We start from the raw sequence: 22,662 nt of genomic DNA, 5'->3' as shown, positions 1-22,662 counted from the left end.
TCAATTTTTGTAAATTATAAAATACGGCAAATTTAATTTTGGCTTCTCAACTCTTAAAAAACGAGGGTAGATTTATGGCATATTTTTAGCCGGTGAATGCTCGGGAGACCGAAAATGTTTATCACTTAAGTTCATATAAATAAAGGATTTACGCGATTAACAATATACTTCCTGAAGCTATATAATAATATATAAATCACTTAAAAAAATAAAACTATGTTAATCGTATTAGAAGTTGCAGCATTTTTAGCAGTTATCGTGTTACCATTAATTCCAGCTAAAAAAGTTGCGAAATAATAAGGTACCAAGCCCTATCAACAATTCAATCATCATTTAAAAAATTAAGACCATGTTAATCGTATTAGAAGTTGCCCTGTTTTTAGCAGTTATCATTGTACCTTTGATCCCAGCCAAAAAAGTTGCGAAATAATTAGAGGTTTACATTAAATTGTAAATAAAAGATGGATAGCATTGAAGCTACCCATCTTTTTTATTTTAAAAGGATTGCTTTTTTCTGCCGATGTAAATAGATATTAAGCTGCCAATACAGATGCTGTTTATCGCCAGGGTGATTAGGGAGATCAAGCAGGATTTTAGTCCTAAAAGTTAAAACTCTAATACGTCTTCGCCAATTTCGAACGGGTATTGAGTTGATCTTTTTGCTATCGGATATTGCTTATTTTCATGTTAGCATATTAACCTTTATAAACTACCCGCTCACCATTTACCGTTGCAAAACCCTTATTCATGGCAATATTAATACCGCTTAGCATCGCGCTTTCTACATTAGCGCCTATCCTGGCAAAACCAAACAGCTTCGCCCCTTCCCTTACCAGGTCGGCCCGGGCCAGGCTCACCTGGTTATGAAGAATTTCGCGTATAGCGTTTGCTACCTCTTCAGGCGGCAGGTCATCAGCATCCCGTTTATCGGCATCGGTTTTAGCTATGCGGTAGATGTTATATTTCTCAGGGCTTTGGTCTGCTTTCCAGAAATAAACATTGCCCCCTGCGGTTTTGCTTTGGGTGATGTTCATCTGGTCAAATACCCCATCCAGGTGATTAACAAACCGCGCCGTTACCCGGCTAATTCCCCACGCTGCCAGAACCCGCCTGATGAGCAGATCCTTGCTTATAGGCGATTCAGTTTGCAGTACATTAAATACCTGCATTTTCAGCTTGCCACGGTTATGCTGCATAATAAAATCATCGGCCGTTAACGTATGTACAGTATCCAGGCGGCTAACTTCGTATGCTTCGACAACTTTTGAAACAGCCGGAGTTGCAAACCGGGTTGGTGTTTCCGAAACAGATTGGTTAAACGAGGATTTGTTGTTTAAGTCATCGGGCCGGGGTGGTACCGGTTTAGCTGTTTCGGTTACAGCCGGTTTCGCTGCTTTCTTTTTACTTTCTTCTGCCTTAGTAACGGCATCCATTATGCCGCTGATAACCTTGTCTGGCTTCTCCCACCATTCTGTCGACCAGATCTTGTGCACATTCCATCCCAGCGACTTTAACACATCAACCTGCACTATCTCCCTGTCGCGCGAGGTGGTTGCCGCATGATAGTTTTTACCATCGGTTAACACGCCCAAAATATATGCCGATGGATTTTCCTTATCCACAATCCCAAGGTCGATCCTGAAATCAGAACACCCTATCTGGCTGTGTACTTCATAACCATGTTTACGAACCGATTCGGCTATGCTCAGCTCAAACCCGCCATCTTCTTTTTGTTTTACCGATGCGCGTGGCGGCAAAGCGCTTTTCCCTTTTTCGGCATAGGCTAAAAAAGCTTTTAATCCTGCCACTCCCTCAGAGGATGTCCGATTAAGATCTATCTGATCTGACCTTAAAGTCGAAAATACTTTCATCTCGTACCTTGCCCTTGATACGGCTACATTCAGCCTCCTCCAGCCGCCATCGCGGTTTACCGGGCCAAAGTTCAGGCTTACCCTACCCTTTTCATCAGGCCCGTAGCCAATAGAAAACAGGATCACATCGCGTTCGTCACCCTGAACGTTCTCCAGGTTTTTAATAAACAGGGGCTCACCTGTTTCCAGGGCAATTTTTTCCAGGTCGGGCCTAAGTACAAAGACCTCTGTCAGCATATCATCTATCAGCAACTGCTGCACCGAACTAAAAGTTACAATACCAATGCTCTTTTTGGCCAGCAACGGATCAGACAATCGCTTAATCACCTCATCAACAATCGCTTTGGCTTCGTATTTATTTTGCCTGCTTTTCCCTTTATCGTAATGCCCTTCTACAGGCACAAAACTTACTTTGCTGGTAATGTCATCTGTTGATGGGAAGGTAAGCAGCTTGTTATCGTAATACTTGGCGTTGCTAAACGCAATTAAACTTTCGTGCTTGCTCCTGTAGTGCCACAACAAATGTTGTGATGGCATGGATAGCGCAAGGCAATCGTCCAGGATGCTTTCGAGGTCTTCTTTCTCCACATTGTCCTCATCAAAGTTATTGGTGGCAAAAAAGCTGGTCGGCGGCATTTGTTTAGGGTCGCCAACTACTATTACGTTGGTGCCACGGGCAATGGCGCCTACCGCCTCGCAGGTGGGCAACTGTGATGCTTCATCAAATATCACCAGGTCAAACTTAGGGTTGCCGGCATCAAAATACTGGGCTACCGATATCGGGCTCATCAGCATACAAGGAGCCAGCCGGTGCAATAAATTAGGAATGCCATCAAATATTTTGCGGATAGACATTGCGCGTCCGTTATTCCTGATCACCCGCTGCAACATGCCAATTTCTGAGCTTTGCGAAGCCTCCTGCGTAAATGAAGGGATGTTTGCTGCCAGCCTTGCGTATAACTCCTGCCGGGTGAGCATTTCAAACTTGCTGCTCACCTCGCGAAACTTTCTTATTTTTTCGCCGAACAGGCCGCTGTTAAAACTAGCCAGTTCGGGGTGCAGGCTTAATATATATTCGGCGGCTGAGCGGTAAAATCCTTTGTGAAACTGCCTCACAAGGTCGGTATTTGCTATATTACCTTTTTCGTAAGCGGTGAGCAAGGGGGCTAATCCCGCGGCCAGGGCTTTATCCCGTGTCAATGTCCAGTTGTACCAATCTTTCAATTCGTCAAGGTGTTTCACCCACTTAACGGCCTCATCAATCAGGTCGGCAGTGTAATCGCTGGTAACAACAGGCAGCGTGGCAAAGTTTATGCCCAACAGTTGTTGAATTTGCCCTTCGGTAGTAGTCACTTGTTGTTCTGTAGCCAGCAAGCCGCTTAACGTGCCGGAGTTTTGGATAATAAACGCCCTGCTGCCTTCGGTAAACTCGCGCGATAACGTCGCACGCCACTCCCTCAACTGGGTAGCACCTACAAGCGTTCCTACGGCGCGGTTAATATTGATAACGGCATCGCTTATACGGAGTAACGCGTCCCAGTCGGGATCGCCATTTTTCCATAAAAAGCCGAGCAGGCCGGGTAAAAAAGCAGCTTTGTCAATCACGTCCTGCTCGGCTCGGAAGGCTATCACCTGCTGCAAGTCCTCGGCTATAGCCGATTTATCAATTTGCCCCGTAACTGAAAGCGCGCGCATGTTTTTAACAATTGCCCGCTGGCCCAGCCACCGTGGTAAAAACCATTTACCATTAGCAATATTCCATTCAGATAAAATTCTTTGGGCTGGTATAGCTAAAACCTCCTTTTGGTACCGGCCAAGCAAGGCCGAACGTAGTTTATCGCGCTGTTGCCCGTGGGCCGCAATCCCTGCCACCTGGGCAAAAGTTTGCTCCAGGAAATCGGCCTGCAGCAATGATGCCGGGATATCGGACAATTCAAGCAGTAAGCTTACCAGGGTATGTAATGACTGTTGTTGCTCCTTGCTTTTAACCAACCCGTTTATTTTCAGCAACCTGCTTACACCAATAAGCTGGCTTTGGTATTGACTCAGGAGGTCAAGCAGGTGCTCTATCAATTGACCGGCGTCTTGCTTTACCTGGTTATTATATTGCTGCAAACGCATGTATTGCAGGGCATGGTTGGCAGGCTGGCCTATTAGTGCACCGGCTACCTGTAATTCTTCGGCCACATCGTGCCATGTAATTAACTTTGCAGGACTTAGCTGTGCTATTGCGCCTGCTGCAAAATATACCTTGTCCTCCCCTTTTTCAAAACGGCTGTAACTGCTAAACAAATCAAACAACGAATAACCGAACGGATATTTTTTGTGCAGCACTTCAACATAAGTATTCAACTCATTTCGCAGGGCAAACAGGCGGTCGGCCTCGTCGCGGTGGCTTTCGGGGGCGGCTTTGCGGGCTACCTCGGTAGCTGCTTTAAGCTGCTCCAACACCGCTGTTTTTTTTGATCTGTTGGAATGTAGTTCGAGGCAAAAATCGCCTATGCCTATTGATTCCAGCCTGTCTTCCACCACCTCGAGCGCGGCTTTTTTGGCCGCCACAAAAAGCACCCGCTTCCCGGCGTATAAGGCATTGGCTATAATATTGGTAATGGTTTGCGATTTGCCGGTACCCGGAGGCCCGTGCAGCACAAAGCTTTTATCCTGCCCCGAACTTACAATAGCCTGCAATTGCGATGAATCGGTACTGATGGGGAGTGCGATATTTGCCGGGTGCAGCTGGCTATCCTGTATCAGCGAGACATCGGCATTTTCCAGTGCCTGCCACTCCAGCTTGCCCGATACCAGGCTGGCTACAACTTTATTGCGATAAAGATGTTCGGCATTATTATGAATATCATTCCAGAGGATAAACTTACTGAACGAAAATGTGCCCAGTACTGCCTGTTCCTCTACATCCCATCTTGATTTGGCCATAATGGCCTGGCGTACAATGTTAAATATCAGCTTTACATCTACCCCACTTTCGTCTTTAGGTAATGTATCCAGGCCGCCTATAGTGATGCCAAAATCCTGCCGTATCATTTCCAGTAAGGTAATGTTCACCATGGTTTCTTCGTCGCGGCTGCGAATTACATAGCCTTTTTGAGCCGATTTACGGATGATCTCGACAGGTATCAGCAAAACAGGAGCATACCTTGGTCGCTCGCTGGCATCAGTTTCGTACCATCTTAACAAGCCCAGGCCGATATAAAGGGTGTTAGCTCCATTCTCCTCGATGGATAACCGCGAGGCACGGAACAAACTGGTAAGCCCATTGGTTAACTCCGGCTCGGGCAAAAAGCTACGGATACGTTTTTGACTCAGCTCATGCTGTATCAGCTCGGCAATCGGGTCCGATTGATGCAGGGCCTGGTACATGCCGGCATCGCGCAGCGAATTGTCCCAATCGGCCGGCCTTGGCAACACCTGGAATTCCTGCCCATCGGCCAGGGCATCTTCCAGTTTACCTACGTTCACGGTCATAAATTGTACTACGCTTTTGGTTATCCGTATATTGAGGAGGCTGTTACGCAACGTAAGGTCGAGTAATTTACGCTCCCAGAGGCGCTGTTTCGAAATCTCAATATGATCTACATTTTTCAGTTTTTGCCCGGCGTAAATTTCCTCGGGCAGGGCATTGGCACGCTCCTGCCGGTTTTCTTCAATAATCTCCCAGCCTGCAGCGGTTTTTACCCGCAAGGGCAGCGGCCGTATGCCGCTAAAGCGGGCACGCTTAATATCTATAAACAATATAAATTCACTGGTATTCAGCATCTTTTGCCCGGCCGATGCCGCAGCCGAATCAAATGAGGTATTGTTGCCCGCATTCATGCAGGTAGCTTCTACAATGGCTATCTCGCTTATGCCATCCGCCGTACGTTTGGTAATAAGCGATGGATCATCGTTAACAGCATCGGCAAATGACTCATCAACCAGCCAGCCGCCGACAAAGGCGTGCCCTTTCACTATTATAATAATCGGGTGGATACCAACAGCCTCCATACAGGCGGCATATAGCAACGATAGATCGAGGCAATTGGCCAGCCTGTTGGCAAATATGGCATCGCACAAACGGATGCGCTGGCCGCTTTCTTCAAAGCTGGCAGGTACGGTGCAATATATTAGTTGCTGCTCGGCAATGGCCTCGTAAATGGCGGCCATTTGCTTACGAACCCTATCGGGGCTGCGGCTTTGGTAATCATCAAATGAAGGGTTATCCGTCCAGCTTTGTAAAATGGCAGATGCCCGGCGAAGGATCTTCGGTATTTCCGGGTGATTGGGCGTTACAAAAGCCGCCAGCATCTCGGGCAGCAAGCCCAGCCCGTTCCATTGGTCATAAGCAAGCAGTTCTATCGGGCGATTTTCCGACAATAGCAGTTCATCACCATTACGGATAATAATATTTATAGTGCCTGATACCTTCTCGGTTAATTCGGCCAGGTATTGGGCTGAAAGGTTGAGCTGTATAGCACCTGTTTCAAAGGCATCCCCTTGTTTTACATACCCGTAAATCCTTTTCCATAAAGGCGCAAAAGCCGGTTCAACAGTAATTTCAACTTCCAGGGCATTCCAATCAGCCCCGGTACTGTTGTTAATTACCAGCGACCGGATTACCGGCACATGGTTTTGCTGAAGGGCGAAATTGATTACAGGGGTATATGTAAGGTTGATATCTGTTGCTGTTAAAATACGCGTGCTCATATTAGTTGAAAAGATAGATATTTATTTTTATCTGTTCCATATTAAACGCTGCGAATGTGTTTTTTTAATATACGCAGCTAAAATATGGGTATGGGGGACTGGTAGGAACACATGAGTCTCGTATAAAAAAGACGTTGTGATTTCGATAGTATAGTGTATTTACAGCATCACTTAAATCTCCTCCGATTCGTTACTCATATGACACATTCAATATTTACACAAACATTGGCTTTCAACGCTGGTTAAGACTCACCCGGCTACGCTGCGCTGGCCACCCTCTCTTCGGCTTCGCCGGAAAGAGGGGCTTGAAAATTTATTACTTATTTTTTATAACGTATTTATATTCAGCGTTCAAGCCCCTATTTCCACCGCAGGTGAAGAGAGGGTGGCGGCCGCAGCCTCGCAGGGTGAGTCTTCGCCGCCATGCGATATACGTTATTCCCCATTCAGAATTTCCACTAGGCATTCAGCTACACCTTAAATTTTACATTTCTTAAAAAGCAACCATTTACCCTTTTTTAGAGTAATGACTAATAAAATCAACTACATCTTAAATTAACACCTATGAAAAATTACAAGTTACCTCATGCAATGATTGCAGTGTTTGTAAGCATTGTGCTGTTGGGCTCCTCATGCAGCAAAAGTTCAAACCGCATTATACCAACGCCGCAGCTTACCGGAGTTGTGCTAACCGATAACGCCACCTTCGGGAAAGTACTTACAGATAACAACGGATTCTCGCTTTATTTTTTCTCTAAAGATGTAAGCGGCGCTTCGGTTTGTGTAGACGGCTGCGCTACAACCTGGCCGGTATTTTACAAAGCAGGGTTGACCATTGGCGCCGGCCTGACATCATCAGATTTTGGTGTGATTGATAGGCCCGACGGCAGTAAACAAAGTACCTATAAAGGCTGGCCATTATATTATTACAGCAAAGACCTTAAAGCCGGTGATACCAATGGTGATAAGGTTGCCAACCTTTGGGCCATAGCCAAGGCCGACTACACCATTATGTTTGGCAACGCCCAGCTTATCGGGCTGGATAAAGCCCAGTACACCGATCAAGGCATTGCAGGCACCGGAGCATCGCAATTTATAACTGATGACAAGGGGCTTACATTATACATGTTTAGTAAAGATGCATCAAGTAAAAACAACTTTACAAAAACCGATTTCAGCAATAACGCCGCGTGGCCTATTTTTGAGGTTACCGGGGTGGCCAGTATCCCGTCAATTTTTGATAAAACCCAGTTTACCACTATTAACGTATTCGGAAAAACGCAGCTTGTTTATAAAGGGCATCCGCTATACTATTTTGGACAGGATGCCGCAACCCGGGGCAATACCAACGGCGTAAGCTTCCCGGTAGCTGGTAGTGCTATCTGGAAGGTGACTAACAGTACAACCGTAGCTTTATAAATCTTCAAAAAACATATTAACCGGGCGGGTGACATTTATCACTCGCCCGGTTTTATATTTCCTGGATTAATTACAATTTCAGTTCGCCCCAACCCTGCCGGTAAGTACGGCGGATGTATTGGTTGGCGGGTTCAAAGTTGGTTACGCGCATGTTTTCGCCGTCCCAATTTAAGCCGGTGTACCTGCCGCTAAATTTGTAGCCTTCCATATTGCCATAAACCGGGTCGTTGCGTTTTATTTTCTCGCGCAGGTTAAAGGTGCGCAGCAACAGGTTGCCCATCAGCACTGTTTCCGTCAATGGCCCTGCATATCCCACAAATGGCGAATCAACCTCCATTTTGCCATAGCCAGCTATACTGGCATCAACCCACTGCCACCAATGGCCATCCATACCGCCGGCAACGCGCGGGTACTTTTCGGGTACGTTTATATCCTTGTTTAAGGTAAGCGGCAGCAGTCGGGGGTGACTGCCTCCCCAACCACAGGAAACTTTTCCTTTGGTGCCTATAAATAATGTACAGCCTTCAAAATCATTTTCGCCGGGAAAATCTCCCAACGCTTCATTCATGTTTAAAGCAGGGTCAAGCTCATTAAGGCGTTCGGGCGTTATGCCGCCATCCATCCAATGCAGATCGAGGTTTTTACCGTTTTGCTGTTTAAATTTAAACTTGATTGAACTGGATACCGGCCCGCTTTCGGGGTAAATACCTTCCTTAAAAATGCCGCTGTAAACGGTGCTGGCGCTGCCCGAGACTTCGGTTGGGTAACCCAGGCCAAGCAGTTTAAAAGGCGGCCCCATAATGTGGCAGCCCATATCGCCCAGCGCGCCGGTGCCAAACTCCCACCAGCCGCGCCAGTTAAAAGGCACCAGGTTATCAATATAATTGGTTTGCTTTGCAGTACCCAGCCACAGATCCCATTTGAGTTCTTTAGGAATTGGCGGGCTTGTTTTCGGCCAGGAAATCCCTTGCGGCCAAACCGGCCTGTCGGTCCAGCAATATACTTTCTCAATGTCGCCTATCAGGCCGGCTTCAAACCATTCGCGCATGGTGCGCATACCATCGCAGGATGCACCCTGGTCGCCCATTTGAGTTACCACCCGGTATTTTTCGGATGCCTGGGTTAGTATGCGGGCTTCGTAAATATCATGGGTTAATGGCTTTTGCAGGTACAAATGTTTTTTGAGCTGCATGGCGTTAAGGCCAACCAAGGCGTGGTTATGATCGGGTATGGCAACGGTTACGGCATCAAAGTTTTTATGCTGTTTATCAAACAGCTCGCGCCAGTCATGATAATAAGGCGCTTTGGGGAACTCTTTGCGGCGTGGCGCGGCCTGCCTGTCGTCAACATCACATAAAAAGGCTATAACAGCATTCTTTTTAGGGGCGGTAGCAAAATGCTTAATGTCGTTCTCAGCCTCGCCGCCGCAGCCTATTGCAGCAATGTACAGCTTATCGCTTGGCGCGGTGTAACCCTTGCCACCCAGCACAAAACGGGGTACAATGTAAAAACCGGCCGTGGCTATAGCGGCTTTTTTTATAAAGTCGGCCCGGCTTATGCCATTATTGCCTGTTGCTTCATCCAATTGCTCCATAGTCATTATTTATGCAATGGTTTAACAGCTACTTCCTTAAAAAACACCACATCGTCGTCGCCATGGTTTTGCAAGCCTATGTAGCCCTCATTGGGACGGGTGCCGCGGAACGGTTCGAAATCGAATTTACGCGCAGGTGTTGGGTCGCCCTCTTTATAGTCGGTTACTTTTTGGCCGTTAACAACAACAATAGTTCGCGGGCCATCCAGTGTAATTTCCATGGTATTCCATTGCGGACCGGGCTTGCCGGGTTTGGCCAATGGTTTGGTAAGTGAGTACAGGGTGCCGGTAATATGATAGTCGTCCTCTTTGGAGGTTTCGGGATGGTTATCTATCTGCACTTCATAACCATAAAATACGGGCATCCACTCCTCACGGGGCTCCAGCGGTATGCGGATGAATACGCCCGCATTACTGTTAAACTTTTGCATTTTATAAACTACCCGGATAGTGCAGTTGCTGAATTTTTCTTTCGTCCAGTACAATAGCCCCATGCCACCGTGGCTGCCGGTTAAGCCATCCTTTACATAGCGGCTGCCTTTGCCAACCTGTTTCCAGCCGTTAAGGTCTTTACCGTTAAAAAGCTGTCGCCAGCCATCTTTATTTTGCGCTTTGGCATCTATTGAAAATAAAATAATAAGTGGTAAACAGGCCAGCAGGCCTTGTTGAAAATGCTTTTTGATCATGGCAGACAGGAATTAAATAGCTTGTAACTGGTTATACTAAGGTAGAGATATTTATTTGAAAGATGCAAGGAAACCTTTAGACTGACACAGGGCAAACGCATCTAACTGGGTTAACATAACTTAACATATTTTAGATATATTTTTATATAAATATTTGACAATCAATGTTTTGTATTTTTACATGGTTAACACTAAACAGATCGGGCAATCCATTAACTATTAGATGCATTTGCCTTGTAAACTGACATGTTTATCACCAATTTATTAACCCGCGCGTGGTATAATAAACCAGTTATCACCGCTTTTTAAGACTGCGGATTTACGACAAACCAACTGCAATTCAAACAACAATATTAATTCCCCGATGGTATATCAAGGGGCACGCCCCCTTTTAAAGGAACGCCAAAATCGGGCGAGCCATCTTTTTTCCAGCCAAATTTCTGCGCCCTGGGCGACCGGTCATTACCACAGCCCTGGCCAGGTTTGGAGTTGGCGTGGTACAATATCCAATCCTCCGTTCCATCAGGAGATTTAAAGAATGAATTGTGGCCGGGTGCATAAACACCATTTTCCGGCGATTGCTTAAATACCGGTCGGACCGACTTTCTCCATGATGCGGCATCCATTAAGTTGCTGTTTTTTGATGCCGTGAGCATACCAAGGGCATAATAATCTGTCCAGCAACCGCTGGCCGAGTATATGAGGAATAGCTTATCGTTGTGTTTTAAAATCTCGGGGCCTTCGTTTACGTTAACATGCGGCGGGTTTGATTGTGCCCCAAGGTCGCCATATTTTTCCCAGTCAAACTCGGGGCTTGATATTTTTACCCGCGGGCCTTCAATGGTGCAGGCGTCTTTCATTTTGGCTATGTAGATGTTTTGCTGCACGTTAACATCGCCTTCCCAGCCGGCCCAAATCATGTATAACTGTCCTTTATTTTCAAATACCGATACATCAATGGCCCATTTGTTGGTGCTGTCGCCTACTTTTCCTTTAAATGTCCAGTTACCTTCAGTTGGGTCGGCAGCCGGATTTTCGATCACATAAATCCTATGGTTGTTGTTATTGCCATCATCGGCAGCAAAATACATATACCATTTTCCTTTTATAAAATGAAGCTCGGGCGCCCAAAGTTCCTTTGAATAGCTGGTACCCGCCGGTGGCACCCAGATTGTTTTTTTAACAGCTGTTTTTAGCTGCGTGATATTTTTAGTTTTCCAGATAGCCAGGTGATTCCCTGTTGAATTGGTATAATAATAAAAACCATCCTTGTAAATAACCCAGGGATCGGCCCCGGAAGGCAGCAAAGGATTGGTAAAAGTTTTTTGCTGGGCAAAGGCCGATTGGGTCACAACCATTAATAAAAGGCAGATTTTTATAATGTTTTTCATGCCCTAATATAGGACACAATTTTTTATATAATTTATAACCGTCCTCTTTCATCTTTGGAGGCGTTATCATCTTTTCGTTGAACCTTGTTTTTTGAGCCAAATGACCGATAATAGGTAAGCTTGATAATGGGAAAGCTCCTTGATTCGCCGTTATACCGTACCCATACCTGCGAATTAAAAGCATCGCGGGTAAGGTGGCCGATATAAGCGTAATAGCTTGCCGACAACAACAAATCGGTAACTGATAGCTGAAAACTGCCTTTATTATTATCCAATTCCTTTTTTATCCCCAGGTTAAGCATCCCGTTTCCGTTGCTTCTTGAGGTAGCGTAATACGCCGGTGAATAGGCATAACCGGAAACCTCCACCGAAATGCTTTTAGGAAGTTTAAACGTTTCGCTGAAATCAACCGATCCGGCCAAGTATGATTTGATAAAAGTTTGCGGCGTATAGTCCACTTTGTATTGCCGCCAGCCGCCAACAAAACCATAACGCCCCTCCCACCAGCTTGTTATTTTTACCGGGACGCTGGTTTGCAGGGTAATGTTATTTTGATAAGGTGCGTTTTGCGGGGCAAGGTAAACCAGCCCTTTAGATGGCCCGGTAGAAATTTGCGTTTGTAATATCACATCTTTATCGCGGCTGAATAAGATCGAAAACAGGTAATCATGGTAATTATAAGCTAGTTTGATATTATCGGTAATGGTAGGTTTTAACGCAGGGTTGCCTGTAAAAACAGATACCGGGTCATTATAGGTTACGTAGGAAGCCAGATCGCTGTACGACGGGCGGCTGACGCGTTTGGTATAGGATAACTGCAATTCGGAATGTTCATTAAGTTTCCGCGTAAAAAAAACACTCGGAAACAACTTCTTCAATTTCCGGTCGATATCATATTGGGCATTACTGGCGTTATCGGTACTGTTGTGCGAGTATTCATAGCGTGCGCCAATAGTAAGGCTGGTAGCGGTATCCAGCTTCGCATTCAAAGTTGCGTACCCCGCGCCAATCACCTCCTTTGTAACCAGGTTATTGGATACCCCTACACTGCTTAGTACCCATTGGCCGTTTTGCATGTTTTCAATTCCGGATACGCTATTGCTGCCGGTAAAGGTGCCCTTTACCCCTGCTTCTAATTTCAGGTTTGGGTTTATTTGTTTTGCGTAATCTGCTTTAAGCACAGATACTTTGATAGCGGTATTGGCCAGATCGCGCTGGCGGGGCGCGTAAAGGCTGTCGCCGGCACCGGCCAGGTTACCATAGTTATCAACAAAGGTGCTTTCAACATTAGTTTGCCCGTTGTTTTTGTAATAAATATAATCCGCATCAAAATTGATTTTTTCGCCTTTACTTAGTTCCCGTTCCAGGTAAATGGAGCCAATGGTATTGTAAGTATGATTAATACCATCGAGGTAGGAATTAAAGAGCAAAACAGAATCGGGCTTAAGGGCATAATGCCCATGGTTGTAATTATTGTTATGGTTGCTCCCGGCCGCAAAATAGATACTGGCGCCAACGGTTGTCTTTTGATTAGGCCGGATGTCGGCACCAATTTCGGCATCCTGGTATTTGGCTATTGGTTTGGCAAGCCCTGTGTACAGAAACTCGGTTTGCCCACCTATGGCCGGTACTGTTTCCGTCCCGCCTGCAAACAATTCACTATGGCCACGATCATGAGCATACGAATAAGAAGCGCGCAGGCCCGCCTTACCCGTATTGTGGTTGATTGAGACATTTGCCGAGCCCTTTTCGCCCCGGCCATATCCTGCCGTGGCCGTAACAGACCAGCTTGTACCTTGCTGTTTATTTTTTTTGGTAACAATGTTAATAAGCCCTGCATTGCCGTCGGCGTCATATTTGGCGGGCGGGGTATTTAGTAGTTCTATTTTTTCAATATCATCAGCGCTTATGCCGTTTAGTAAAGTAAGTACCTGCGGCATCGACATCCGCATCAGCTTGCCATCCAGCATAACCATTACTCCCGCCTTCCCGTTAAGGGTAAAGCTGGTGTTTTGGGGATTGACGATTATACCCGGCGAGCGCTGTAATGCCTGTAAAACCGAACTGCCTTTTGTTAATATACTGCTTTGAACATTTACTACCATCCCACCGGGCTCCTGCTGCACCAAAGGCTTATCGGCCCTGATCGTAACCTCGTTTAATTGCCTGGATGCCCCTTTTAGCCCGATAATGCCCAGATTTTTGGCTGGCCTTATGCCGGCAAGCTCAAATACTGGCGACGACCATGTTTCATGAGTCATATCACTTACTTTGACAATGTAGCGGCCCTGGCTAACAGGTTCAAACCTGAAAGCACCTTTATCGTCGGTAAGCGCCGATTTTATCAGCGCGTTATCGGAACTATCCAATAATATTACCGTTGCAAATGAAACAGGTTGCCCGGTAGCGTCCACAAATTTTCCCGATACCTGGGCAAACAATGCCTGGCAAAAAAAAGTTAGTAAGCTGATGATTAAGTATTTCATAGGTCAATTTCAAAAGGTTGTATGACCAAAGGAATACAAACCAACTACCGCAGAAAAATCCGATTGACCAGTGTACTACCTTGATTGACGAAATACATTACAAGCGCCGAAGTTGATTAAAACGGTCCGTATTTATTATAATTTACCGGTTATACACCAATAGGTGCATTTGGTCAATTAATTAAGGCCGTTGAGATTACGGCCATAAAAAAATAATTCATTTAGCTGTATCTTTAGCTATGCCTCAAATTCAATCCAAACAAAACTGGCTTATCAGGTATAAGTTATACCACCTGCCTTTTTGGTTTTTATACAATTACCTGTGGTGGGTATTTTCCCAGGGCGATCCTATTGGCGTGGCGCGCAGCATCTTTTTCTCTCCCTACACGGTAAAATTTAGTTTTTACCTAGTATTCCAGGCTTTAGCGGCGTATTTTAACCTGTATTTTTTGATGCCACGTTATATGGAAAAGGGCAAATTTGCGCAATACATAACTTACGAGTTATTAACAATCATCGTGGCTGCCATGCTGATTGTTCCGGGGTATTTTTTAAGCGCCATTCTATCTGGCAAAACAATGGATGATTTATATGGTAGCGGGCCTCATAACTTTTTTACCCTTTTCCTGGCCAATCCGTTGCCATCAATAGTGGCCAGCAGCACTCTTGCCATGAGTATTAAGCTTACTAAAACGTGGGCACAAACGCAAAAAAGGCAACAAATGCTGGAAAAAGAGAAGCTTGAAACCGAGCTTAAATTTTTAAAATACCAGTTTAACCCTCATTTTTTGTTTAACAGCATCAATTCCATATTTTTCCTTATCCACAAAAATCCCAATATGGCTTCGGCTTCGCTGGCCAAATTTTCTGAATTGTTGCGGCATCAGCTTTATGAATGCAACGACCAGCAAATCCCCCTTCAAAAAGAAATAGCCTATCTTGAAAATTTTATCGAACTGGAAAGGCTGAGGCATGATACCGAAGTGCAAGCTGATATAGCGTTGACAACACCTTTTGCCGGCAGCCTGGGCATCGCCCCCTTTATTTTGATGACGTTTGTAGAAAACGCTTTCAAGCACGTATCGGCCCATGTAAATGGGGGCAATTGGATCAGCATAAAACTTGAACTGGAAGGGCAGCGGCTTAGCTTGTTTGTAAGCAATAGTACAGCCCCCGGCGAGGCTAACCAGGCGATAAAATACGGCGGTATAGGGCTGGCCAATGTTAAACGAAGGCTCGATTTAATGTACCCTGGCATTTATGAATTGGATATTGACAGCCAACCCGATACTTTTACGGTAAAACTACAACTAACGCTTGCTGTGCTCCAAATATCACCAACCATGCAAATGGCTTAATATGAATATCAATTGTATAATTGTTGATGATGAACCATTGGCCCGCGAAGGGCTTGGGAACTACGTACGCGAGGTGGATTTTTTACGGCTGGCCGGCACTTGCGAAAACCCGCTTGAGCTTATGAAACTGCTTGACCAACAACCTGCCGATTTGATTTTCCTGGATATCCAGATGCCCAAAATGAACGGGATAGAGTTTTTGAAGATTATGCAAAAACCGCCCATGGTGGTTATAACTACCGCCTACCCTACTTACGCGCTGGAAAGTTTTCAGCTGGATGTGCTGGATTACCTGCTTAAACCCATCACCTTTGAACGTTTTTTTAAGGCGGCAAGCAAAGCCCGGGATTATCACCGGCTACTAACGAAACCTGCGTCAGCCGATGTCATTAAAACCGAAAAGCCGGAAGATTACTTTTTTATTAAATGCGGCAGCAAGTATGAAAAAGTACCCTTGAATGAGATCCTTTATGTAGAAGGCATGCAAAACTATGTGAACATTTTTACGCTGAAAGGCAAATATGTAACCATGCTATCCCTTAAAAACCTGGAGGAAAACCTGGCCGGCAAGGCTTTTATCAGAGTGCACAAATCATACATTGTAGCTATCAACAAAATTGATGGTATTGAAGGCAATGAGATATTTATCCAGGCCAGCAAAATCCCTATAAGCCGTAATTACCGCGAGCAGGTGATTGGCCAGGTGGTTACCAACAGGCTTTGGGATAAAAAATAACAAACACCAGTCATAAACGTAAATGGCGCCCATAGCCCAGGTTTAAAACGATTTACAAAACGCAGCAGGATAAAATTTAAACCACAAAGAAAACCCAATACTTTTTTGGCACGAAATTGGTATTAACTGAATCATGCAGATAGTACACATCAATACCGAAAAAACAGTTAAACACATCAAAAATTCAATTGTTGATCTGTTTACCAGGGAAGTAGTAACCCTTAAGGCTATTCATAAACAATTAATTGGCAATAAACAGGTTAACAACCAGCAATTTACAGGCTTTATTGCCTGATCAGCATATCACCTACCTATGAAAATGAGCTTCTTTTTTAAGAAGCTTTTTTTGTTTTAGGGGGATTTTTACGAATTCAGACTTGCGAAGTTTTAAAAACTTCGCAAGTCTTCTGCCTCATGCAATCCGCGGGATTTTGGCTTCTATCCAATATCCTGTATCTTTTTATACGCACCTGTATAGCAAAATAACATACACCCGCCGCTACTACTGCCAGCCTCCACCCAATGCCCGGTATAAATTAACGACAGACTGCAGCTCCTGCAGTCTGTCGTTAACACCGCTTAGCTGTGCTGCCAGCAGGTTTTGTTCGGATGTTAATACATCGGTGTAATTGGTGGCCGAGCTGTACCGCAATAGCTCCTGTGTATACTCAACCGATTTTTGCAAAGCGATGATCTGCTTACTGCGGGCATCCTGTTTTTCAAGGGCGGTTTGGTGTGCATATAATGCATTGGATACCTCCTGCCCTGCTACCAGCAATGTTTTCTGGAAGCTGTTAAGCGCTTCCTGCTGCTGCGCCTGCGCAGTGCGTAAACGCGCTTTGTTCAAACCCTGGTTAAAAATGGGTTGGGTTAGGCCTGCGGCAATATTGTAAAATATGGAATTGACAAAAAAGTCTTTAAGCTGTAAGGTTGATAAACCTCCCGAAGCTGTGATGGTAAACGAGGGATAAAAATACGTTTTAGCCACGTTGGTATTCTCAAACGCGGCACGGAAAGCGTATTCGCTTTGCTGTACGTCCGGGCGGTTAGTGAGCAATTGTGTTGGGATGCCCGCCTGTAATTCGGTGGCCATGTTCTGGGTAGCCAAACTGCCGCGGTTTACCGCGCCCGGCGGCCTTGATAACAGGATATCCAAAGCATTTTCGGTTTCGCGGATACTGCGTTTTAAATCGGGTATGAATACTTCGGCAGCATAGCGGTTGGCTTCGCTTTGTACCACGGCGGCACCGGTTACTACCGCGCCGGCCTTAAGCTCCTTCATGGTTTCCACATCTTTAATGCGGTTTTTGAGGGTTTGTAGTGTAATTTCCAGCTGTTTGTCCAATGCCAACAGGGTAAAATAGTTGTTGGCTATATCGGCAATCAACTGGGTTTGCACGGCCCGCTTAGCCGCATCAGTTTGTAAAAAACCAGCCAACGCCGCACGTTTGGTGCTGCTCAGCTTCCCCCAAACATCGGCCTCCCATGAGGTTGTTAAACCCGCCTGGTAAGTAGTAGTTAAGGTGTTAACAATGGTACCGGCAGGATAATTTAAGCCTGCCGATGATTGTTTTGACCGGGTTACACTGGCATTGCCGCTTAACGATGGATAAAACGCGGCCTTGCTTTGCTGCAATGTGGCCTGCGCCTCCAGTATCCGCTGAACAGCGGTTTTAAGGTCCAGGTTATTATTCAACCCTTCCTGTATCAGCGATTTAAGTATCGTATCGGCAAAAACTTTTTGCCAGGGCATGGCCGCTATGGTGGTAGTATCGTTAGTTTGCCCATCGCGGTAAAGTCCGGTTGTGCCTATATCCGGCCGGTTATACGTTTTCGTTACTTTGCACGATAGCACAACGCCGAATAGCAGCGTAAAGGGCAGTATATATTTAAAACTCCGTCTGTTCATTTTATATCTTTTACTAAATTAACGGGCAGGTACTACTTCCGCCTCATCATCTTCATCTTCGGGTTTTGGTTTACGGCCAACTTTTTCTTGCAGGGATTGAAAAATGATAAACAGAATAGGGATAACAAACACCCCAAATACCGTCCCCACAAACATCCCCCCCACAGCGCCTGTACCTATGGATTTATTGCCATTTGCACCAGCCCCTGTGGAAAACATCAAGGGCATAATACCAAATATGAAAGCAAAAGATGTCATTAAAATCGGGCGCAAACGGGCTTCGGCGCCTGCTATAGCAGCGGGTATTAAATCCATACCTGCCCGGCGTCGCTCCAAAGCAAATTCTACTATCAGGATAGCGTTCTTTGCCAGCAAACCGATGAGCATAATGAGCGAAATTTGCAGGTAAATATTACTGCCGATGTCAAAAATCCAGGCAAAAAGGTACGTACCCGCTAAACCAACAGGCAGCGATAATAATACCGCGAACGGCAGGATATAGCTTTCATATTGCGCACTAAGTAAAAAGTACACAAACACCAGGCAAAGCATAAATATGTAAGCCGATTGCGTGCCGGTGCTCAATTCCTCGCGGGTAAGGCCCGAAAATTCGAAATCGTAACCGGCAGGGAGCGTTTGTTTGGCAACTTCACTAATGGCCTTTATAGCATCTCCTGTACTGTACCCCGGATTTGGCGAGCCGGAAACCGATATGGCCGTAAATAAGTTAAACCTCGAAATAGACTCGGGACCAAACACCCTTTTCAGCGTTATAAACGATGTTATTGGCGCCATGGCACCAGCCGCATTGCGTACAAATATTTTACTCAGGCCAATTTCGTTGGCCCGGTAATCATAATCTGCCTGTACCATAACCCTGTATTGCTTGCCAAAGTCATTAAAGTTTGATGCGTATAACCCGCCGTAATAACCTTGCAGGGTATTTAATACGCCTGTTACGGTTACACCAGCTTCTTTGCATTTTGCCACATTAACATCTACCTGGAACTGTGGGAAGTTTGGATTAAATGATGAATTAAGGTTTTGGATCTCCTTACGTTTTTTTAACGCCGCCTGGAAGGTATTACTTACCTTATACAATTCATCAACAGTATGCCCGCCTTTATCCTGTAGCTGAAATTCAAAACCATCGCTGTTACCAAACCCCTGTAAGGTTGGCGGCGAAAAGTAAAACACGTTGGCTTCCCGCATACCGCTTGTTTTGGCCGAAAGCTGGCCAATAATGCTTTGCAGGCTTTGGCTTTTTTCTTTACGTTGATCCCAGCCCTTCAGCTTCATAATCACCATGGCGTATGCACTGCCCGAGCCGGCAATAAAGTTAAAGCCCACCAATTTAAGCGTATTAACTACCGATGGGATGGTATGGCCGATACTGTCTATCTTATTGGCAACAGCATCGGTACGTTCCATTGACGAGGCCGGCGGCAAGCTGATGGCGGCAAACACTGTCCCCTGGTCTTCATTGGGCACAAAGCTGGATGGGGTTGTTTTTACCAGGTAAATCAGGATGGACGAAAACACCACCACCGCTGCAAGGGCAATCCATTTACGACCTGCCAAAAAGCTTACCGATTTTTTATATTTGTTGGTTACCGCATCAAACGAGGTATTAAACACCACATAAAAATGGTTGATGAAACCATGTTTTTTTGTCCCTTTTTCATGTGGCTTTAAAAATAACGCGCACAATGCCGGGCTTAAGGTTAGGGCGTTTACTGCCGATAGCAAAATGGCTACAGCCAGCGTAATACCAAACTGCTTATAAAATACGCCTGTTGAGCCCGAAATAAACGTAACCGGTAAAAATACCGCCGACATAACCAGCGTGATGGAAACGATAGCGCCCGAAATTTCGTTCATGGCATCTACAGATGCTTTCCGGGCCGATTTATAACCCTGATCAAGCTTGGCGTGCACAGCTTCTACCACCACAATGGCGTCATCTACTACAATACCTATGGCCAGCACCAGGGCAAAAAGCGTAAGCAGGTTAATGGTGAAGCCAAACAGGTTAAGGAAAAAGAAGGTGCCCACAATAGCCACAGGCACCGCTATAGCCGGGATTAATGTTGACCTAAAATCCTGCAAAAACACAAATACTACTATAAATACCAGGATAAATGCTTCTATCAACGTACTGATCACTTTTTCTATCGAGGCATCCAGGAAACTGTTGGCATCAACCAGGTAAGTTATTTTCATACCCTTAGGGAATTTTTCGGCAGCGGCCTCCAGGATCTTTTTCGATTCGTTGATCACATCGCGGGCGTTTGACCCTGCTGTTTGGCTGATAGCCACCCCTACCGAAGGCAACCTGTTGGTTTGTATCTCGAAAGAATAATCTAAAGAACCCAACTCAACACGCGCCACATCATTCAGGCGCAGCAGCTGCCCGTTGCCTACCGATTTGATGATGATATCGCCAAATTCGGCGGCGGTTTTTAGCCGGCCTTTATAGCGGATAACGTACTGAAAGGATTGTTTGCTGTTTTCGCCAAATTTACCCGGGGCGGCTTCTATGTTCTGTTCGTTGAGCGCTTCGGTAATATCATCAGGTATAAGATTATAGCGCGACATCACATCGGGTTTTAGCCAAATGCGCATCGAATAATCTTTTGAGCCAAACACGTTGGCATTACCAACCCCGGTAACACGCTGAATTTGCGGTACCAGGTTTATTTTGGCATAATTTTGCAGAAAAGTTTCGTCGTAAGTTTTATTCTCGCTATATAACGAGAAAATAATCAGGTTACTGCTCTGACTTTTTGCTACCGTAACACCCGATTGCGTAACCACCAACGGCAGCAAACTTGTAGCACGCGATACCCTGTTTTGCACGTTTACCGCGGCAAGGTCGGGATTGGTGCCCACCTTAAAGTATACGGTGATAGATGCCGAACCATCGTTACTGGCAGATGAAGTCATGTAGGTCATGTTCTCCACCCCATTTATCTGCTCCTCCATCGGGATAATCACACTTTTGAGCACTACATCGGCGTTGGCGCCGCTATAAAAGGCCTCTACCTGTACGGTAGGCGGTGCAATATCCGGATATTGCGAAATTGGTAAGTTTATTAACCCTAAAATACCCAGTATTACCAGCAAAACCGAAATTACGGTGGATAGTACCGGGCGTTCTATAAATCTTTTAAGCATAGTATAGCTGTTGTAAATGAATTGAGGGATAAGAAACGCTATTATTTAACGCCGCCGTAAACCGACCCGGCGCTAACTTCATTTGGCTTAATTTCGGTACCATCCTGCAGGTTACCCGAACTTTCCAGCACAATTTTATCGCCGGCCTTTAAGCCATCGGTAACTACATAAAATTGGCCGGCCGTATTATCCATCACTTTAATGGCTACATTTTTTATTTTATGCTGATCATCAACTACGTAAACAAAGCGTTTGTCCTGTAATTCATAAGTGGCGCTTTCGGGCACCAGTAAAGCCGATTTTACAACATTAGGGATGCGTACTACCGCACTGCTGCCACTGCGGATAAGGCCGCGCGGGTTTGCAAAATCGGCACGTACATTGGCTGCGCCGGTTGCGGTGTTAATTAAACCATTCACGGTCTCAACTTTACCGACATGCTCATAAGTACTGCCATCGGGCAATATGAGCGAAACCGGGGGCAACTGGTTCAATTTGGTTTTAAAAGATGTTTTAGCTGTACTGTCGCGACTAAAACCAAGCAGTTGCTTCTCGTTCAGGGCAAAGTATACGTAAACATTTGAGGTATTGTAAACCGTAGTAAGCGGGTCTGTTGTGCTGCTGGTTACCAGGCTGCCCAATTTGTACGGCAACGCGCCTATAACGCCATTCACGGGGCTGGTGATGGTGGTGTACCCTAAATTCACTTTGGCATTTACCAACGCGGCTTTGGCCTGGGCCAGCGCCGCCGCTTTTGATTGTTGTGTATACTCGGCAGATTCCAGTTCATAATGGCTAATGATGTCTTTCTCAACCAGTGGTTTTACCTTATTCAATTGCATTTTAGCCAGTGCCAGATCAGCTTCGGCGGTTTTAATACCTGCCTCGGCAGTACGCACCTCCTGCTCATATTGCGGGGCGTTTATCTTAAACAGCAATTGCCCTTGGGTTACAATGGAGCCTTCATCAACATAAATTTTTTCAACATAACCATCCACCTTAGGCCTTATCTCTATATTTTGCTGCCCCTGTATACTTGCGGGATAATCAACATTTAACGTGGCCTGGCGTGGTTGTACCTGAACTACTTTGTAATCCAATACCTGCTGTCCCTGGCTGGCGGCTTGTGTATTTTTATTACCACAAGATGAAGTTACTAAAACAATGGCCGGCAATAAATACAGGACATTAAAAAAATGTTTTGTTTGGATTTTTTTGGAAGACAGGATAAGCAACATCATTATAAATTAAAATCATCAACACTACCGCGCACGGCAAAGCAGCCGCTAAATTCGGATATAGTTTCAATATAGATGCCTAAGAGGGCTATATTG

12 protein-coding genes are annotated in these 22,662 nt (G+C 45.4%); 4 read left to right on the top strand and 8 right to left on the bottom strand.

From position 1 onward, the window contains the following. Window positions 1–695: 695 nt before the first annotated feature. A complete protein-coding gene (locus BMX56_RS12290) occupies window positions 696–6,572 on the bottom strand; it encodes a DUF3320 domain-containing protein (RefSeq protein WP_090647296.1) in 5,877 nt (1,958 codons plus the stop codon). 564 nt (window positions 6,573–7,136) lie between these two features. Here BMX56_RS12290 and BMX56_RS12285 point away from each other — a divergent pair. Continuing rightward, on the top strand, window positions 7,137–7,991 hold the full coding sequence (locus BMX56_RS12285) for a hypothetical protein (RefSeq protein WP_090647291.1): 855 nt from the start codon (window positions 7,137–7,139) through the stop codon (window positions 7,989–7,991). Window positions 7,992–8,061: 70 nt separating this feature from the next. Here BMX56_RS12285 and BMX56_RS12280 read toward each other — a convergent pair whose 3' ends face one another. The 4 genes from BMX56_RS12280 to BMX56_RS12265 form a co-directional block, all read right to left on the bottom strand. Then, window positions 8,062–9,591, bottom strand: coding sequence for a Gfo/Idh/MocA family protein (locus BMX56_RS12280; protein ID WP_218152411.1), 1,530 nt, complete (start codon window positions 9,589–9,591; stop codon window positions 8,062–8,064). After that, window positions 9,591–10,271 carry a 3-keto-disaccharide hydrolase gene (locus BMX56_RS12275; protein ID WP_090647288.1) on the bottom strand — a complete coding sequence of 227 codons (681 nt, stop codon included), beginning with the start codon at window positions 10,269–10,271 and terminating at the stop codon, window positions 9,591–9,593. The genes BMX56_RS12280 and BMX56_RS12275 overlap by 1 nt, the downstream gene beginning before the upstream one ends. A gap of 353 nt (window positions 10,272–10,624) precedes the next feature. After that, window positions 10,625–11,662 carry a glycoside hydrolase family 43 protein gene (locus BMX56_RS12270; protein ID WP_177183791.1) on the bottom strand — a complete coding sequence of 346 codons (1,038 nt, stop codon included), beginning with the start codon at window positions 11,660–11,662 and terminating at the stop codon, window positions 10,625–10,627. Window positions 11,663–11,694: 32 nt separating this feature from the next. Continuing rightward, window positions 11,695–14,148 (bottom strand): TonB-dependent receptor domain-containing protein, encoded by a 2,454-nt coding sequence (locus BMX56_RS12265; protein WP_090647279.1) that lies wholly within the window; start codon window positions 14,146–14,148, stop codon window positions 11,695–11,697. Window positions 14,149–14,387: 239 nt separating this feature from the next. On the opposite strand from BMX56_RS12265, the gene BMX56_RS12260 reads away from it, so the two are divergent. The 3 genes from BMX56_RS12260 to BMX56_RS30155 all read left to right on the top strand — a co-directional run bounded on the left by BMX56_RS12260 (window position 14,388) and on the right by BMX56_RS30155 (window position 16,537). Then, complete coding sequence (locus BMX56_RS12260; protein ID WP_090647275.1) at window positions 14,388–15,506, top strand: sensor histidine kinase; 1,119 nt, start codon at window positions 14,388–14,390, stop codon at window positions 15,504–15,506. A 1-nt stretch (window position 15,507) separates the two neighbouring features. After that, window positions 15,508–16,242 carry a LytR/AlgR family response regulator transcription factor gene (locus BMX56_RS12255; RefSeq protein WP_090647271.1) on the top strand — a complete coding sequence of 245 codons (735 nt, stop codon included), beginning with the start codon at window positions 15,508–15,510 and terminating at the stop codon, window positions 16,240–16,242. A gap of 133 nt (window positions 16,243–16,375) precedes the next feature. Further along, entirely contained in the window at window positions 16,376–16,537 is a 162-nt protein-coding gene (locus tag BMX56_RS30155; protein WP_177183790.1) for a hypothetical protein, read from the top strand. A 207-nt stretch (window positions 16,538–16,744) separates the two neighbouring features. Here the strand turns inward: BMX56_RS30155 and BMX56_RS12250 are convergent, their stop codons facing one another. Genes BMX56_RS12250 through BMX56_RS12240 form a run of 3 tightly spaced genes read right to left on the bottom strand, consistent with a single transcriptional unit; the run spans window position 16,745 to window position 22,569 of the window. Beyond that, entirely contained in the window at window positions 16,745–18,151 is a 1,407-nt protein-coding gene (locus tag BMX56_RS12250; RefSeq protein WP_090647267.1) for an efflux transporter outer membrane subunit, read from the bottom strand. 18 nt (window positions 18,152–18,169) lie between these two features. Next, a complete protein-coding gene (locus tag BMX56_RS12245) occupies window positions 18,170–21,328 on the bottom strand; it encodes an efflux RND transporter permease subunit (RefSeq protein ID WP_090647262.1) in 3,159 nt (1,052 codons plus the stop codon). Window positions 21,329–21,369: 41 nt separating this feature from the next. Next, window positions 21,370–22,569, bottom strand: a complete 1,200-nt coding sequence (locus BMX56_RS12240) for an efflux RND transporter periplasmic adaptor subunit (protein WP_255369826.1) — start codon at window positions 22,567–22,569, stop codon at window positions 21,370–21,372. Window positions 22,570–22,662 lie beyond the last annotated feature (93 nt).

Source organism: Mucilaginibacter sp. OK283, assembly GCF_900110415.1.
Taxonomy (GTDB): domain Bacteria; phylum Bacteroidota; class Bacteroidia; order Sphingobacteriales; family Sphingobacteriaceae; genus Mucilaginibacter.
Note: the sequence above shows the minus strand (reverse complement) of the source record. Positions and strands in the feature narration are given on the sequence as shown.